At 62.2% G+C, this 17,417-nt stretch carries 11 protein-coding genes; 6 read left to right on the top strand and 5 right to left on the bottom strand.

The window, feature by feature from the left end; all coding sequences use genetic code 11:
• The first annotated feature begins 64 nt into the window (after nucleotides 1–64).
• Complete coding sequence (locus tag RIB87_RS12160; protein ID WP_350147002.1) at nucleotides 65–2,062, top strand: DUF4838 domain-containing protein; 1,998 nt, start codon at nucleotides 65–67, stop codon at nucleotides 2,060–2,062.
• Nucleotides 2,063–2,082: 20 nt separating this feature from the next.
• Nucleotides 2,083–3,639 carry an acyl-CoA carboxylase subunit beta gene (locus RIB87_RS12155; RefSeq protein ID WP_350147000.1) on the top strand — a complete coding sequence of 519 codons (1,557 nt, stop codon included), beginning with the start codon at nucleotides 2,083–2,085 and terminating at the stop codon, nucleotides 3,637–3,639.
• Nucleotides 3,640–3,697: 58 nt separating this feature from the next.
• Here RIB87_RS12155 and RIB87_RS12150 read toward each other — a convergent pair whose 3' ends face one another.
• Nucleotides 3,698–4,522 (bottom strand): hypothetical protein, encoded by an 825-nt coding sequence (locus tag RIB87_RS12150; protein WP_350146998.1) that lies wholly within the window; start codon nucleotides 4,520–4,522, stop codon nucleotides 3,698–3,700.
• 311 nt (nucleotides 4,523–4,833) lie between these two features.
• Nucleotides 4,834–5,319 (bottom strand): hypothetical protein, encoded by a 486-nt coding sequence (locus RIB87_RS12145; RefSeq protein ID WP_350146996.1) that lies wholly within the window; start codon nucleotides 5,317–5,319, stop codon nucleotides 4,834–4,836.
• Between the two features lie 366 nt (nucleotides 5,320–5,685).
• On the opposite strand from RIB87_RS12145, the gene RIB87_RS12140 reads away from it, so the two are divergent.
• The 4 genes from RIB87_RS12140 (at nucleotide 5,686) to RIB87_RS12125 (ending at nucleotide 10,763) form a co-directional block, all read left to right on the top strand.
• Nucleotides 5,686–6,711 carry a TAXI family TRAP transporter solute-binding subunit gene (locus RIB87_RS12140; RefSeq protein ID WP_350146994.1) on the top strand — a complete coding sequence of 342 codons (1,026 nt, stop codon included), beginning with the start codon at nucleotides 5,686–5,688 and terminating at the stop codon, nucleotides 6,709–6,711.
• Between the two features lie 15 nt (nucleotides 6,712–6,726).
• Nucleotides 6,727–8,853 (top strand): TRAP transporter permease, encoded by a 2,127-nt coding sequence (locus tag RIB87_RS12135; protein ID WP_350146992.1) that lies wholly within the window; start codon nucleotides 6,727–6,729, stop codon nucleotides 8,851–8,853.
• A gap of 162 nt (nucleotides 8,854–9,015) precedes the next feature.
• Nucleotides 9,016–9,492, top strand: a complete 477-nt coding sequence (locus RIB87_RS12130; RefSeq protein WP_350146990.1) for an Hsp20 family protein — start codon at nucleotides 9,016–9,018, stop codon at nucleotides 9,490–9,492.
• 260 nt (nucleotides 9,493–9,752) lie between these two features.
• Nucleotides 9,753–10,763: an alpha/beta hydrolase gene (locus tag RIB87_RS12125; RefSeq protein WP_350146988.1), complete on the top strand. Its 1,011-nt coding sequence runs from the start codon at nucleotides 9,753–9,755 to the stop codon at nucleotides 10,761–10,763.
• Nucleotides 10,764–10,771: 8 nt separating this feature from the next.
• Here the strand turns inward: RIB87_RS12125 and RIB87_RS12120 are convergent, their stop codons facing one another.
• The 3 genes from RIB87_RS12120 to RIB87_RS12110 form a co-directional block, all read right to left on the bottom strand.
• The gene (locus RIB87_RS12120; RefSeq protein WP_350146985.1) at nucleotides 10,772–11,197 is read right to left on the bottom strand and encodes an Hpt domain-containing protein; all 426 of its coding nucleotides are present in this window, start codon (nucleotides 11,195–11,197) and stop codon (nucleotides 10,772–10,774) included.
• A 117-nt stretch (nucleotides 11,198–11,314) separates the two neighbouring features.
• Nucleotides 11,315–15,520, bottom strand: coding sequence for a translocation/assembly module TamB domain-containing protein (locus RIB87_RS12115; protein ID WP_350146982.1), 4,206 nt, complete (start codon nucleotides 15,518–15,520; stop codon nucleotides 11,315–11,317).
• Nucleotides 15,520–17,376, bottom strand: a complete 1,857-nt coding sequence (locus tag RIB87_RS12110) for an autotransporter assembly complex protein TamA (RefSeq protein ID WP_350146979.1) — start codon at nucleotides 17,374–17,376, stop codon at nucleotides 15,520–15,522. The genes RIB87_RS12115 and RIB87_RS12110 overlap by 1 nt, the downstream gene beginning before the upstream one ends.
• Nucleotides 17,377–17,417 lie beyond the last annotated feature (41 nt).

The raw sequence follows: 17,417 nt of genomic DNA, 5'->3' as shown, positions 1-17,417 counted from the left end.
TATCACCCGATGCGGCCCATCGCTAAACCAACAGTTCAAAACAATGCCCGGCACCTCATCATCCATGTCAAACCCTGCCCACTCTGATCTTGCGACTTTGGACCTGACGGCGGGATGGCACATTGACGCTGCGCGCGCGCCGGACATATCGCCAGCCGCCACCGCAGCGCGCGAACTTCACGACGCGCTCACCACACTCGCGCCGCAAAATAGCACCCAGGCACCCGTGCAGTTCATTCTGCAACATCGCACATCATCGTCAGATGGTTTTACCTGGAACATCAAGGACGGCGTTGTTCACCTCAATGGCAACAGTGCGCGCGGGCTTTTGTATTGCGTCTATTCATTTTTGATGGCCATGGGGTTCAGTTGGCCGGGACACAAACCGCAGGACACATGCCAGCCCAAAGGCTCACGTTTTTCCATCGCGCACGCCAGCGCCGAGTCACCGGGCTTTGAAGGTCGCTGCCTGATCCTTGGCCATCATGCCTTTTTGGCAGAATACATGGAGTGGATAACCTGGGCGGCCCGCAACCGCCTCAACACTATTTTTGTTCACACCGCAGAAGAAGGTCTGGCGCTGGGTGCCGTGCCGGTGCGTCAATGGCATGACGTGAGCACGCAGGTGCGCGCCCACTGCACACACTACGGCATGACCCTTGAGCTTGGTGGGCACGGCCTGTCACGCCTCCTGCCGCGCACACTGTTTGATGAAATGCCGGATGCCTTCCGCATGAAAGACGGTGTGCGCACGCCGGACCACAACCTTGAGCCGCTCAATGCGCAAGGCATGGCGGAAGTTCGCAAAAACGCTCATGCGTGGTTTCAGGCCAATCCCGGTGCCGACATATATCATCTGTGGCCGGACGATATTCCCGGTGGCGGCTGGTCGCAAAGCCCTGAATGTGAGGGACTAAGCGCCTCGGATCAGGCATTGATTGCCACCAATGCGCTGGCGGAAGAACTCAACGCCATAAGCCCCGACGCGCAAATTGCCCACATCGCCTATCACGATACCGAGCCCGCACCTACCACTGCGCGGCCACGCCATAATGTGTCGCTGCTGTGGGCCCCGCGGATGCGCAGCTATGCGGATGGCGCGTTCGACAAGAACTCATCCGTCAACCATCGCTACCCCGGCGAGCTTGCCGCCAACATGGCGTTGTTCAACGAGGCCAATGCGCCGCCGACGCGGGTATTCGAATATTATCTGGATGCCATCCTGTTCAAATCCGTATTGCCACCCCTCGCCGACCTGATGGCACAGGATGCAAAAGGTTACCGCGCGGCGGGCGTCCATACGCTTCAGGCTCTCATGGTGGGTGGACGGCCGTGGTGTGCCCCGCAGATCAACGCCTATGCCTTCGCGCATCTGGCGTGGCGGCCTGATGCCAGCCCGGCAACCCTGACCCGATCATTTTGTGCGGGCCTCGTCGGCAAGGCTGCGGCCGACGCCCTGACCGGCCACTATGAAGCGCTGGCCAACGCGTTTTCCATGGCCCTGACCTTCGAGCCGCGCGAGGCGCGCCCCGGCGCTGCTGCCGGTGCGGCTGATTTTCTGGATACCCCCCCAACCGACATGGGCGACCCCTGGCACGCCACACCAAACGATATTTCCCAACGCGCGATGCTGCGGCCCGCCATCTCCATCTTGCTGGATAGCGCTGCGGACGCACTTTTTCAGGCAGGCAACAGCGCAACTGACATGCGCCATATTGCCGGCCTTCAGGCTGAGTTTGCACTCACGCGCCTGTGGTTTGATTTCCACTTTGCGCGCCTGTCGCTGTACAGCGCCGTTCATCAGAAAACCGACATTACGAATGCGCTGGCAGAGGCGTATGCCGTGTGTGATGCCGTTGACGAGTGGGCCGACATCAACATCGCAGACCCGCGCTACCGCGAAAACACAAAGCTGCTGCATTGGCTGTTCTGGCGGCTGCGTCTCGACAATATCCGTGAAGACGCCACACCAGCGGGTGCTGCCCGCGACGCTGTGAGACAAACGCGTCAACGCGACATGCAGGCACGGTTCGCCCGTGGTCGCGCATTGTGGACCACCTGATTGCATACAGGAAAATACCGATGAGCTGGGAACAAGAAGCAAGAGAAATCGCTGCCCGCCGCGCTGAGGCCAAGGCACAGGGCGGCGATGAAGGGATTGCCAAACAACACGCCAAAGGCCGCCTTACCATCCGCGAGCGCATTGCGCATCTGGCCGATGCCGCCAGCTTCCAGGAACTGGGCGAGGGCGCGGGCGCACCTGAGTTTGACGATGACGGCAACCGTACGGGCTTCACTCCTGCCAACTTCGTGCTGGGCTTTGCAAAAATCGGTGGCCGCCGTGTCGTTATTGGCGGCGAGGATTTTACGCTCAAGGGTGGCTCACCCAACCCGGCGGGCCTGCGCAAAAGCGTCTATTCCGAAGACGTGGCCCTGCAATACAAAGTGCCGCTCATCCGCCTGCATGAAGGTGGTGGTGGGTCGGTGGCAGGCTCCGGCGGTGGACGCGCCAGATCGCGCCCGGTCGGTGATCCGGTGTTTTCAACGCCGCGCTTTGTCTCGCTGGCAAAAACCCTTGGCACCATCCCCGTGGCAAGCGCCGCCCTGGGCCCGGTCGCGGGTATGCCTGCAGCCCGGCTCGTCTCATCGCATTTCACTGTGATGGCCAGGAACGCGCAGGTGCTGATCGCCGGCCCCGCCGTGGTGGAACGCGCGACAGGCCACAAAATGACCAAGGAGGAGTTGGGCGGGCCAGACATCCACGCCAAATCAGGCGTCATCGACAGTGTGGCGGAGACCGAACAAGCAGCGCTGGATGAAATCGCGCAGTTCCTGTCGTACCTGCCGCAAAATGTCTGGGAAGCAGCCCCGGTGCTGACAACCGATGACCCGGTGGACCGCGCCGACGACAAGCTGCTGTCCATCGTGCCACGTGAACGCCGCAAGACCTACGCCATGCGCAAGATCATTAAGGCAGTAGTGGATGAGGACTCGTGGTTTGAAATGTCACGCCGCTACGGCCCCTCGCTTATTACGGGCCTTGCCCGCCTTGGCGGCAGACCCGTCGGTATTCTGGGCAATGACTGCACGTACTACGCAGGTGCCATGACAGCAGATGCTGCCCGCAAGACGCGCCGCTTCATTGATTTTTGCAACACCTTCAACCTGCCCGTGGTCGCGCTGGTGGATGAACCGGGCTTCATGATCGGACCTGATTCAGAAACCACGGGCACCATCCGCGCAGGCGCGGAAGCCATCGCCGCCGTTATGAATGGCCGCGTGCCGTGGGCCAGCGTCATCGTCCGAAAAGTGTTTGGTGTGGCGGGTGCGGCTCACTTTGCTCCCAACGCGCATGTGTTTTCGTGGCCCAGTGCGGAAACGGGCGCACTGCCGGTTGAAGGCGGCGTCGCGGTTGCCTTTGGCCGCGAGATTGCCGCCGCCGCGGATCCGGAGGCGAAACGCCGCGAGCTGGAGGAAATGCTGGCCTCCGCACAGTCGCCCTTCCCGCGCGCTGAGGGATTTTCAGTGCATGAACTGATTGACCCGCGCGAAACCCGCGCCCGCCTCAACGATTGGCTGGATTGGGCATGGCCCACTTTGGAGCATCAGCGCGGCCCCTATCTGCGGCCCATGGCTTAACCCCATGAAAAACGCCCGGACATTTCTGTCCGGGCGCTTCTGGTCGCGTGGTGTTGGTCTAGAGGTAACGGTAACCAAGCACGCTGCCGGTGTAGGCGCAGACCCGCAGATCCACAGGACGGTTGTTGTGGCGCGCATTGACCTGGTAGTGGTCAGTCCAGTCGTTGTCACCAGCGTGATACTGCGCATTGGAGAAGTGCGAGTATTTCTGGTTCTGCAGACCGCCACGGAAGGTGTTGAAGGCCTTACGCTGGGGCTGGGCGGACGCCAGGTTGTAGCGCTGGGCATTTTGCACATTCTTGATGTGGCCGTTGCGCGAGTTGACCGTAATCAGCTTGGCCTTGCCGCGATTGTTCAGGCCACGCACTTTGTACACATTGCCCTTGAGGTCCACCCGGTCGAAGCGGCTGAAACCCTGGTTGCGCAGGCCCGCCAGCATCTTGTTGATGCCAATCACCTGACGGTTGGGCACTTCGTGGGGGTTCGCCGGGCCCACATCAAACAGGCGACCTGTATAGGGGTCAGCCTTCGCCTGGTTGAAGCGACCGCGCGGACCAAAGCCCTGCACATGATAGACGCCGTTGCGGAACACGATGTCCGTCACTGTGGAGCCGGTGCGCCGCTCGATCAGGTTCACGGTCTTGGGAATATAGTTGAAGCCCTGGCGCGGCTGGCTTTGCTGCCCTTTGCGGGCCTGATGATAGAAGTCTGTCTTGTGCCAGCCTGAATGCTGGTTGGCGTTGTAGTGGTGGACCTGGCCATTGCTGAACACAATGCCGCCACCCTGGCCGTTGCTGATCTTGAATGAGAACCCACCGGCGTGTGCGGGGGCCGTGGCGGCCAGAACACCACCAACTGCTGCGAGGATAAGAAGCTTTTTCATTTTGGTCTCTCCGTCTTTCACATTATCCGGCGTTTGGAACCGGGTCTGAAGGGAGCCACCTCTACTGCGGTGGCTGGTCTTAAGCCGGGGAAAGGTGTGTCCCCGTTGCGTGAGACAAAGATTTGCAAAGCCGCGCTGAACCCTTTCTGGGCAGGCTGTTAAGACACGCGTCACACAGATGAACCGCAGCCGACGCGCACACTCAGCCAACCGATACAAACCGCCAGCAATGCGCTGACAAAAAAGAAAACGGGCGCTTCCAAAATCATCGGAAACGCCCGCATTCAAGCCGTTTGGTGTGTGTTGGCTGTCTAGTGGTAACGCCAGCCCAAAACATTTCCGGTGTACGCACACACCCGCAGGTTCACACCCCGGCCATATCCGTCGTAGGCGCTCACAAAATAGTGAGGAGTCCAATTGCGCCCGTGGCCATGGAACTGCGGACGATGAAAGTTGCGGTAGCCGCTGTGGCGCAGCGCCTGCACAAAGTTCCTGAACGGCCGCACATTGCCGTAACTGCGGTGGTGATACCGGGGGCCGTAATTATAGTTGCGATGCTTGTTGTAATGGCGCTGATGCCAGCCGGACTGCCGCCAGCCGCCATAATAGTTGTAGCCGTGATTTTTGTAGTGGCCGTGGTGGTTCTTGTGGCCTGCCAGCGTCACACCGGCCTTCACATCGCCGCTGCCGACATACCCGGCCGCAAGCGGTGCCGCCTGCGCTGGCGTTGCGGCAACAACACCAAGTGCGGCCGCCCCCAATATGCCGCTCACTGCATAAGCAAAAAATCTCTTCATCGCTGCACTCCTTGCATTTTCTAAGGAACGCCCTGCTGCGTGTCACCTGACAGCGCCGGTCCAAACGCGTCCCGTGTGATGCGCCGCCCGGCCAGTACATCGCCGGATGCGAGGCGCATGTCCCCACGCACAAGAGTTTCTGCAATTTGGCCTGAACCCACCCTGCATAAAACGTTAACCCGTTGGTCACGAACATGACCAAAATATCATACAGATGAATGGGTTAGATGGTTAATTGTCGGCACGATCGCCGCCAATAAAGGCGATTTGGCGGCGACCCGGCAATGCGCCTCTCCACCGCGTCCTCGCGCATGTTACGCTGGCGCCTGAAACACCATTGCCCTTGCCAGTACACGGACAAAACCCATGCGTCGATTTTCAGTTTTCGCCCTTATTGCCGCAGCTTTCGTTGCGTCCACAAGCATCACGGCACGCGCTGATAACCGGCAATACATTCTGGCAACCGCCACCACCGGCGGCACCTACTATCCCGTCGGCGTCGCCATCGCCACGCTGAGCAAGATCAGACTTGAACCGGAGTATGGCTTTTCCCTGTCGGCCATCAGTTCTGCAGGCTCCGGCGAAAACGTGAAGCTGATGCGCGACGGTGAAGCGCAGTTTGCCATTCTTCAAGGCCTGTACGGCGCTTGGGCGGCCACCGGCACAGGCCAGATAGCCAATGACGGTCCGCAGCAAAACCTGCGCTCCATCTCCATGCTCTGGCGCAACGTGGAGCACTTTGTGCTGCGCGCCGAGGATGCAAAGACGGGCACGATTTCCGACCTCAAAAATCTCGGCAAACCGTTTTCCATGGGCAAGCGCAACTCCGGCTCGGAAGGCTCGGCGCTGCATATTCTCGCAGCACTGGGTATTGAGCCCGGCACTGACTTTGACACCATCAATCTGGGTTATGGCCCCAGCGCCGACGCCATGCAGGACAACAAGGCTGCGGGCATGAACACGCCAGCAGGCGTGCCCGTCAGCGCCGTTACCCGCGCCTTTGCCGCCGCCAACGGCGACCTTGTGGTGCTTGGTTTCACTGATGAGCAGATTGCCGCCATCAACACCGCCCTGTCAGATGACAGCGCCCTGTGGAGCCGGTTCGACATTCCCGCCGACACCTATCCCGGCCAGATCGCCCCTGTAGCCACCATCGCCCAGCCAAACTTTCTGGCCGTCAACGCTGATGTACCCGAAGAAGACGTTTATGCCCTCACCAAGGCGCTATATGAGAACCTGCCGTTTCTGGCGGGCATTCACGCTGCCACCAGGGACATGGCCCTTGAAAACGCCATCGACGGGCTGCCCCTGCCGCTGCACCCCGGTGCGATGCGCTTTTTTTCAGAAGCAGGGCTGGCCATCCCGGACCGTCTTATTGCCCGCAGCGAATAATCGGGCAGGCAGGTCGTGACACCCCCGTCGAGCACACGCTCCGACCTGTCTTCGGGCAGCCCTTCCTCAGGCGGTATGCCGCAACCTATGGCGCTTGGCCGCGCGGGGTTTGGATTCGCGATTTTTGTTTCGCTCGCCCATCTGTGGGCCAATGCGTTCGCAACGCTTCCCGAACTCCAGGCTGCGGGCTTTCACTTCGGTCTGTTCGCTGTTTTGTGTGTGCTGCTGTTTCCCGCAAGCCGCGTGCGCTGGCTGCGCATCACCATCGACAGCACCATCGCCGCCGCAGCCATGGGCGCAGCCGTCTATCTCTACCTTGCCGAGGACGCTCTGTATGACCGCGGCGTCAGCTTCATTGCGTCTGACTGGGTCGCGTCCATCATAGCCGTTGTCATTGTGCTGGAGCTGGCCCGGCGCACCACAGGCTGGGTAGTGCCGATACTGGCCGCCCTCGCGCTTTCCTATGTGGTGCTTTGGGGCCCGCTGGTGCCCGGTGCATTCGCCTTTGCGGGCCTCTCGGCGGAAACGCTTTTCTTTCGCAGCTATTTTGGCACCGATGGCATGTTCGGCCCGATCGCGCGCATTTCGTGGACGTTTGTGTTCATGTTCATTTTGCTCGGCGCGTTTCTGGTACGCTCCGGCGCAGGGGATTTTATTCTGGCGCTGGCGCGCGCCGCCGCAGGGCGCATGGTCGGCGGGCCGGGCATCGTGGCCATTCTGGGGTCCGGCCTGATGGGGTCGATCACCGGCTCAGCTGTCGCCAACACGGTCTCGACCGGCGTCATCACCATCCCGCTGATGAAACGCGCTGGCTTCCCGCCGAAGTTTGCGGGCGGCGTGGAAGCTGCGGCCTCCACCGGCGGTCAGCTTATGCCGCCGGTCATGGGTGCCGGCGCTTTCGTCATGGCATCCTTCACACAGATTTCGTATCTGGAAATCATTGCCGTGTCGGTACTGCCGGCTCTGCTGTATTTTTTCACCGTCGGCATTTTCGTCCGCCTTGAAGCGGCCCGTCTTGGCCTCTCATCCGATACCAATATCGAACCCTTGTGGCCGGTCATCCGCGACGGCTGGCATTTCCTGTTGCCCATTGCGGCTTTGGCCGGGTTGCTGATCGCAGGCTTCACGCCGGTGTATGCGGGTGCTGCGGCCATCGCCGTCACTGTGGCCGCCTCGTGGCTGTCAAAATCCCCCATGAAACTCACCGACATCGCCCACGCCGCCGCCGACGGTGCCCGTGCGATGGCTCCCACCGCCATGCTGCTGATCTGCGTCGGGCTCATTGTCAGCGTTGTCGGCATGACCGGCGTCGGCAACACGTTCTCGCTCATGCTGTCAGGCTGGGCAGGCGGCAGCCTGTTGCTGACACTGGTTTTTGTGGCGCTCGCCTCCCTCGTGCTGGGTATGGGCCTGCCGGTGACCGCCAGCTACATCGTGCTGGCCACCCTGTCAGCGCCCGCGATTTATGGCCTGATGGTGGACGCAGAACTGGTGCGTGCCCTGATGGCCGGGGCCACCACGCCCGCCCTTGCCGCCTACGCGATGCTGACAGCACCTGAGCTTGCCGCCAGCATCGGCAGCACCATGAGCGAGGCTGACGCCCGGACACTCCTCGCGGCTCTGCCGCTTGATGTGCGTGCCGGGCTGGCCGAAGGGCTGATAGCCCCCGCTTTGCTCACCTCGATGCTGCTGGCCGCGCATCTGGTGATTTTCTGGCTCAGTCAGGATTCCAACGTGACGCCGCCGGTGGCGCTATGCGCCTTTGCCGCCGCTTCCATTGCAGGCTCCCGCCCCATGGAAACCGGCTTCGCTGCCTGGAAAATAGCCAAAGGGCTTTATCTGGTGCCGCTGTTGTTTGTCTATCACCCACTCATCACCGGCACCGGGCTTGAGCCGCTGGTGACAACCGTGATGGCCGCCCCGGCCTTCGTGGCGCTGGCGGCCAGCCTGCACGGCTACCTGAATGCGCCGCTGTCACTCGTCCACCGCGCGGCGTTGGGGCTGGCGGGCGCGGCCATCATCATGCCGTGGGGCAGCCTTTGGGAGCACGCGGCGCTGGCGGGAGTGCTGAGCGTTGCGCTGGCTTTTTTGTGGCGCCTACAGGCAAAAAAACCTGCAAACCCGCCACTCCAGACCTCTTGACGCTCCAAAAAGCCGTTCCCAGATATAGCAGGTGGACGCCGCATGGTGCGGGTCCACATGGCTGCCCGCCAGTGCTGGTCGCGCCCAATCGGGGCGGCCAAAAAGCGCGTGGCGTCAGGCAGCCTGCACAGCAATACGCTCAACTCAAAGAGGTTTTGTCTCATGCGTAGTTACGATTTTTCCCCGCTTTACCGCAGTGCCATTGGCTTTGACCGGCTTGCAGGCCTGCTGGACACCGCCAACCGCCTGGACGCCCAGTCGCCCGCCTACCCGCCCTACAATGTGGAGCAGGTGAGCGAGAACGATTACCGCGTGACCATGGCGGTGGCAGGTTTCGCTGAAAACGAGCTTGAGATCGAAGTGAAGGATCAGACCCTTACAATCTCAGGCAAAAAGGTCGAAGCCGACGAGGACGCAAGCCGCAAATACCTGCATCGCGGCATCGCCGCGCGCGGTTTTGAGCGCCGTTTCCAGCTCGCCGACCACGTGCAGGTAACCGGCGCGCGCCTTGAAAACGGGCTTTTGCACGTGGATACCCGCCGCGAAATCCCTGAAAGCCTCAAGCCCCGCACCATCAAGATCGAGGCCGGCGGCAAAGCCAGCCGTCCCGCGATTGAGGGCAAAGCTCAGGCTGCCTAGCATCGGCTGACACCACAAGGGGCGCGCATCCAATTCAGGGTGCGCGCCCTGCTTGCACCTGCACCCGTGTGCACCGCACATATGTACCGGAATGTATGCGGTATTTCCTGATATATCTGGCAGCGCAGCATTTTTCTGGACTTGCCGGTCGCGTGACGCGACACTTCCGTGACATTGCGTGATGAAATGCATAATGAAATGCGTGATGACTTTTCATCAGCCACACCCACTACCACCGCGAGCATATCTCAGGACACCCCATGGCCAGTTGGCAAAGCATCCTCACCAGCCTTTTCCTGCGTGTCACCGTCAAACGCAGGATTGACCCGCACGCCAGGCCCGCTGATGCCCGTGCCCGCGTCAACCGGCTGGCGGCGCGCTTCAACAAGGAACGCGACTGGATAAAGGTGACGCCCGCCACAACCAACGGCGTGCCCGGTGAATGGGTGGAAACAACCGGCGAACATGCTCCGTCCACGGATGAAAATGCCCGCAAGGTGTTGCTCTATCTGCACGGTGGCGGCTACATCGTGTGCAGTCCGCTCACCCACCGCTACATGGTGGCGCGCATCTGCCGGGACGCAGGTCTGCGCGCACTGGTGCCGGACTATCGGCTGGCTCCTGAGCATCCGTTTCCCGCCGCCGTCGAAGATGCCGAAGCTGCCTATCGCTACCTGCTGGATGAAGGCTACGCAGGCAAAGACATTGTGGTGGCAGGCGACAGTGCCGGTGGCGGGCTGACGCTGGCTTTGCTCTTGACCCTGCGTGACAAAAATCTGCCGATGCCTGCCGGTGCGGCCCTGCTGTCGCCGTGGACAGACCTGGCCCTTACCGGCTGGACGATGCTGACCAATGCCCGCAAGGATCCGATGCTGCGGCTGGAGTCTGCCAATCTGGGCGCGCGGCACTACCTGCAGGGCACCAGCCCGACACACCCCATTGCCTCGCCGCTTTATGCTGACCTTGCGGGCCTGCCGCCGATGACCATTCAGGTGGGTGAAAACGAGATATTGCTCGACGACAGCCTTCGCCTTCACGACAAGGCAAAGCAGGCAGGCGTCAACACACACCTGGAAACCTTTGCCGGAATGCCGCATGTGTTTCAGGCTTTCGCGCAAATACCTGAATCTGCCACCGCCATCCGCAAGCTGGCCAACTTTCTGGGTGCCCGCGCGCGCGGCGAGATAGGCTCACCTGCCATCACAACGGCAGCGACCTCAAAGCCGCCTGCCATGTCACCTCAGAGCAGCACAACACAGGCTGCCGAATAAAGCAGTGACTAGCCCGGCAGGTTAGCCCGCCCGACAAGCAACGCCACATCACGGTCAAAAACCGGTGACGGGCCTTCTTCAGCCATCCGCTGCATCAGGGCTCCGGCGGCGCGCAACACCGCTACCGTCGGTACGTCAACCGTCCGCACACCGCGCAAGGCATCGCACAGCGGGTCACACAATGCTGTGGCCGCCGTGTAGCCAAACGAGGCCGCCTGACCCTTGATGTCATGCAGAATACCGAACGCATCAACGCAGGCCGCCGCATGAGCATCCGAGCCGACCGGCGCTGAGCCAAGCATATCCAGGGCGGTGTTCAGTGCTGCCATGTCCTGCAAAAGCAATTCGGGATAGCCATCCGCCATCATTGCCACGGCGGCTTCAGCGGCAGCAATTGCTGCAAGCATGTCGTCATCGAGCGCAGCATCAGTCATCGGGGCACCTGCGTGATTGAACGCCCGGTCATTCAAGCCGGGCCGATTTTCAAGTATGCAGACGAGCCGTTAACCCGGCGCTAACACGTGCCATGCAGGCAAAAAGCGCGCATACGCCTAGTAGTCACGCTCCCAGGTGACGCCCACGCTGGTATCCCCGGCAGCGCCCACATCGCTTTCAACGGAAATATCATCGGTGAGTTCCACTTCAACGGTGACCTGCCCGGAATTGGCTTCAAGCCCCTGCGCAACCCCCAGATACACGCCGTCGCTTACATATGAGCCGACCTCAAGGCCACCCTCGCCGACCGACAATACATCCACGCCCAGCGTGCGGCGCATGGCATCCAGCACGCCACCGCCGCCGCCTGACAGGCCGGTCAGAGTTGCCGCCGTCTGCGCCAGTTGCACGGCCTGAAAAGCCGACAACTGCCCGGTGCCGGTGCCAAACAGGATGCGCGACAGCACTTCTTCTTCGGGCAGGGCGGGCACGGACGAAATGGCAATATCAGGGTCAGACGCAGGCCCCGTCACCGCAACCACGGCCTGAAACCCGTCATCTTCATACACAGCCTTGACGTTGAGCAGCGGGTCAATCTCGCGCCCGCCGGTAAACTCGATGCGTCCGCCGGTCAGATCAAATGTCTGGCCCAGAAAATCAAACGTGCCGCGCACCACTTCAAAAGCACCACGCACATTTGGCGTATCCGTTGAGCCCGTCACCGCCAGGTTGCCGGCCCATTCAGACTCAAGCCCGCGCCCGCGCACAAATGCCTGATTGGGAACGTCAATGGTGAGTGCAAGCTCGATGGCCGACGGCGCATCCGCGGATGCGGGCCTGGATGCCGCCTCCGCCTCACCCGTCAAAGGCACGCCTTCGGCATCCACTCTGGTGACATTTATTGTTTCAACGTCAGATGCGAGCCGGTCCGGAATAACTGCCTCCAGCCGCTCCACGGTAATGTGCCCGCCCACAACAACAGGCGTCGGCGCGCCATCTTCACCGCGCGGCCAGGTGACAGTCACGTCACCTGATGCGCGTGCTGTCACCTCATCGCGGCGCGCGATGGCAAAGGACGAAAGCGCAAGCGACACATCAAGGCGCTGCTGCGCACTGTCGCGCAGATCAAGCACACCGCGTCCACTCATGGTGCCTGACGATCCGTCGCGCCCGCTCACCTCCACGCGACCGCCGCGCGACGTCGCATCAAGTGATACATTCAGCGGCGATAACAGCAGCCCGGTATCGTAGTTTTCATAAAGCCCGTCGCGCATGGTGGCAGTGCCTGACAGCTCAAGATCATCAAGCAAACCGGACGCAGACGCATCCAGCACAAGCGCGCCGCGCAGGCGATGCCCGTCCACCGGAACCAACGGCCAGAATGCGCCGACATCAAGCGAGCCTTTCATCAGCGCTTCAAGCCGTGCGTCAGACGGCACACCGGGAATGCCGTTGCGGGCGCGCAGTGGAAGCTGTGCTCTGGCCACCAGATCGTCCGTGCCCGGCGCATCAGACGTCACCGTGCCCGCTGCCATACGCCCATCCCATGTGGCATCCAGCGTCACATCAGGAATATCAGCATCGTCACCGGGCACACGCGGCGACAGCCTGAACGTGGCGCGGCCGCTGCCCGTACTGCCGGATGCGGACAGTTCCGCTGAGCCGTCAAGCGTACCCCGCACAGCGCTGCTGTCGCCCGCAAGCAGGGCAATCAAACGAAGCGGCACGTCGCGCATTTCGGCGGTGGCGGCGAGCGCTGTGGCAGACCGGCTGAAGCTGGCATTCACTTCACCTTCGCCCACTGCAAGCTGCAGCGGGGCAACCTCAACGCCGCCATCCAACGCAACGTTGAAAGGTGCCGCCAGATCCAGCGGCACATTGCCGATGCGCCCGTTCAGCGATGACACACGCACCGTAGTGGCGCTGTAAACCGCAGCCACAGCCAGTTCGCCGGTGCCGCGCGCATCTTCAAGGGTGGAAATGCCCGACAGCGCGGCCGACACGTCAAGCCGCGATACAGGCCCGGATACATCAAGGCGCAACTGCTCAATGTCTATGTGCGCAACACTCATGACACGCGCACGCAGGCGTGCCGCAACTTCACCGGTTTGCGCGAGCGTCCCGTCCAGATTGAGCGCGGCGATGGACACCCCGGAAACCAACACCTCGCGCAGGGCCGCCTCAATGGTCATTGGGCGATCGGCGGTCATTGTGCCATCGGCGGTCAGTGGACCATCGGCGTCCTGCGCACTGGTCGCCGTAAATGTGCCGGTGCCTTGAAGCGGTGTGCCAAGTACCCGTCCCAGTATCGCCAGGTCGGTGACTGTGCCCTCAAGCTGAGCGTCCAACGGCATGTCGCGGGCGGGCAAAGTGACGTTGCCGCGCACATCCACACCCAGCAAGGATGCCGAAATATCCGACAGGCGGATTACACCCGCGTCGGTGTTCAGTTGCAGCGCCGCTGTGGCGGGGGCACCGGCAACGGTGCCGGTGAACGCAACAGGGCCTGAGACCGCGGGCGCAAGCGCCAGCGTTGTGGTTGCCGTACCCGATAGGAGTGTGCCGCTTACCTGCGCCCCCTCGACCGTTGCCTCAATGTTGGTCTGAAGTGCCTCGAATGGCCCCGTGAGTGCCGCAGTGAAAGTGCCTGCCCCGGTCAACGGCACGCCGGCAAGGTCGCTGAACGGGGCAAGATCATCCGTATTCAGAACAATGTTCAGGTCGGCTGAAGATGCTGAAACAAGGCCCGACGCTGCACCGCCAAAACTACCACTGGCGGGTGTAAGGGTCAGGGTTTCAATGCGTGTTTGCCCGTCATTTGTGGCGCTCACGCGGGCGGCAATACTCAGTTGCTCACCCACAAGCCCCAGCAGGCGCGGGTCTGGCAGACTGGTGGGTGTGTAAACCACGTCCAGTGTACCCTCAGCAGCGCCCTCGAAGGTTGCCTGGTCTATTGCAAGGTCGCCGCGCAGCGCGCCAGCCATCTCAATGCCGGCAAGGGCCGCAAACGGTGCAACCTCATCCAGCGCAACGGCGGCCTGCCCGCGCAGGGTTCGCGCATAAGTGTCCACTGCCCCGGCAAACGTCACCTGCTGAACCGGCGCTGCATCCGTGGCAGGCGTGGAAACGCTCAGGCGTGCAATCTCGAACTGCGTCAGCGTGTCATCGGCGGATATGTCCAACACCACATTCACGGCGTCCGCCGCCAAAGTCTCGTGTGTGTCTGCGTCCAGCAGGGCGGCCAGCCCTGCCAGAATGCCCGATGCGTCAACACCCGGTGCACCCAATGGGTCTGTAACAGTCAGTTGCCCGTCAAAGCGGGCGTCACCCGCGTCAACACGCAGGTCATCAAACGCATACCGATCATTGTCGCGCACCAGCGTGGCATTGGCGGTAACGGCGGCAGGCGCACCCGCCACTGCCGGACCGAGCCGCAGGTCAAGCGCAACCCGCATCGGCCGCCCGTCGCGGCGGTCGCCTGTGGCTATCATGTCGACATCACCCAAACGTCCTGCCTGGGCCCGCACGCGTCCCTGCCAGTTATCTACTGGCCCATCGCCTGTTGCCTTCAGACTGACACGGGTAAGGTCGGTGTTGCCTGTAAGCGCTGCAATCAGCCCCGGCGCAGCCGCGCTGCCATCCTCCAGCGACACGTCAAACGCCAGCGTCTGTGTGTCGGGTGCGTAGGTCAGCGAGGTATCAAGATCAAAGCGGCCACCGTCGGTGCGCGCTACGGTGAGGGCCAGCGTGGCACCGCTGCCGCTCAGCCCGCCACGTCCCTCAACGGCCAGCGTCACAGGTGCACCGCCCGCAACACCGGGCATCAGCGTGATCTGCGGCAGTGACAGGCTGTCCACCTGCACCGACACCGGAAGCTGGGGAATGAGCGGGGAGGGTTCTGACGGCGCATCATCGCCCGCGCCGAACGAATGCACGGTGATGTCGGAGGCTTCCAGCGACGTGACGTGAACCCTGCCACTCAGCAGCGCGAACGGTTTCCACGACAGGTCAGCATTGCTGATTTCCGCCAGCAGCTCACCGCCATCGCGGATGGTGATGGTGTCCGCCCCGAAGCTGACCGGCCATACGCCGCGATAGCGGTCTATCTCGATGGTCAGTCCGTCGCCTTCGCCGAGCGACGCAATCAGCCAGTCACCCAGTGCAGAGCGCACGCCGCCAAACTGCAGCGCGACAAACGCACTCAGCGCCAGCATCAGCGTCAGCGCGCCAAGCCCCGCCGCACCGATGCCGCCATAGCGCAGGCCGCGCAGGCCAAGCTGCCGCACGCGCGGCCAATCCACATCATCCAGAAACGAAAACATCAAAAAGCCTGGCCCAGCTTTACGTAGAATTTAAGGCTGGGATCTTCATCCGACGGCGTGGCGATGGGATAGGCAAAATCAATGCCGATGGGGCCAAACGACGTGTAATAGCGAAACCCCAGACCGCCCGCCCAGGCAATCTCGTCTGAAAAATCAGGGATCGGCGCATCTGACACATGCCCCGCATCCACAAACGGCACGATGCCGAAATCATCCGCAAAGCGCCAGCGTAACTCAGCCGACAGCTCTGCCAGTCCACGCCCGCCTTCGGCTGTTCCGTCCGCACCCAGCGGTGCCACCTCCTGAAACTCAAACCCTCTGATGGAGCCGGCACCGCCTGCATAAAAGCGCTTGTCGGCAGGCAGTTCGCCCGTGCGCGCGCCCAGAATGGAGCCAAGCCGCCCGCGCGTGGCAAAAACAAGCCGCCCGTCATCGTCCAGCGGCACATAGCTGCGCAGTTCCACATCCGCCACATGAAATGCCAGTGCCTTGTCAAAATGACCGGCATAGGGCGTGGACTTCACCCGAAGCCGCACACCGCGCGTGGGGTCCAGCGCACTGTCCGCGCCGTCATACAGAGCCTGAAGCGGCAGGCCCACCAGCGTGGACCGGGTGCTGGATTCGCCCTCTTCATCTACCTGTGCCACATCAAGCGACAGACCCGCCCGCCCCGTCCACCTGTCGGCCAGGGGGCGTTCGATGGTTGTGGTTATCACGGCGCCGGTACGGGTATAGACGTCGGTTTCTTCGCGGCCGGCGGCAAGCCCAAGTTCAAGGGTCTGGTCGGCACGCCTGAACCCGGCCACCCGGTAGAGCACGGCCAGTTCCTGCTCGATTTGTGCCAGCGTGGCCTCAAGCCGCAAATGCTGTCCGCCACCCAGCAGGTTGCGATGCTCCCAATGGGCATTGACGCCAAACCCTTCCGTACTGGAGAAACTGGCGCCCGCCCCCACCGTGCGCGGCGCGCGCTCGCTGACCATCAACGTCACGGGCAACGTGCCATCAGGTGACAGTGTTTCGGCAGTTTCAAACCGCACGGCGTTGAACAGGCCGGAGCGCGCAAGCCCTGCGCGCATGTCGGCAAGTTTTTGCGGGTCAAACTCCTCGCCCTGCTTGAACGTGCGCCGCCGCTCGATGTAGTGCGGTTCAACCCGCTCAAGACCTTCGACGGTCAGCGCGCCAAACTGTGCGCGGTCGCCAAGGCTGATGAAGGTCGTGACATCCAGAACATCCGTTTCCACATTTGCCAGTGCCCGACGATCTGCGACCCTGGCAAAGGCGAACCCGCGCGCGCGAAGGTCAGCCGCGAGCTTTGTTTCCGCCGCCAGAATGTCGGCCGCGATTGCGGGCCTGCCCGGCTCAACGCCCGCGTCGCCCAAACCCTGCGGCAGGCTTGCCGTATCGGCCTGCGTATCCATGTAGGACACCGTGCTGGTGCCCAACAAATATTGCGGCCCCGGCTCGACAACCAGTGTCACGTTTACAGGCTGATCGGGCGCGGAGGGTTTGAGATCAAGCTCATAGGCCACCGTGCCTTCGAAATAGCCGTGCGCCTGAAGCACCCTGCCCAGACGCTGCACATCACCCTGCGCACGCCGCCGCACGCCGCCGATGCCCGGCGGCGGCTCGCTGCGCCGCGCCACGAGCTGCGACATCTCTTCAAGCTGTCCGGCAAGTGGCGCGGGCAGCAGCACGCCTGCCCCATCCACAACCCGCACAGTGTAGCCGCGCTCGCCCACCGGCACGTGGTTGGCGGCATGTGCTGCACCTGCCAGCAGACAACCGGCAAAAAAGCACGCGCCCGCGCTCAGCCCGGCGCGCCGCAAACCTGTCAAAAAACCGAGAAAAAGTACCATATTCCTGCAATATAGCCGCTTCGGCCGGAACGTGCGACCCG

The sequence above is a fragment of the Pyruvatibacter sp. genome (genome assembly GCF_040219635.1).
GTDB lineage: Bacteria > Pseudomonadota > Alphaproteobacteria > CGMCC-115125 > CGMCC-115125 > Pyruvatibacter.
Note: the sequence above shows the minus strand (reverse complement) of the source record. Positions and strands in the feature narration are given on the sequence as shown.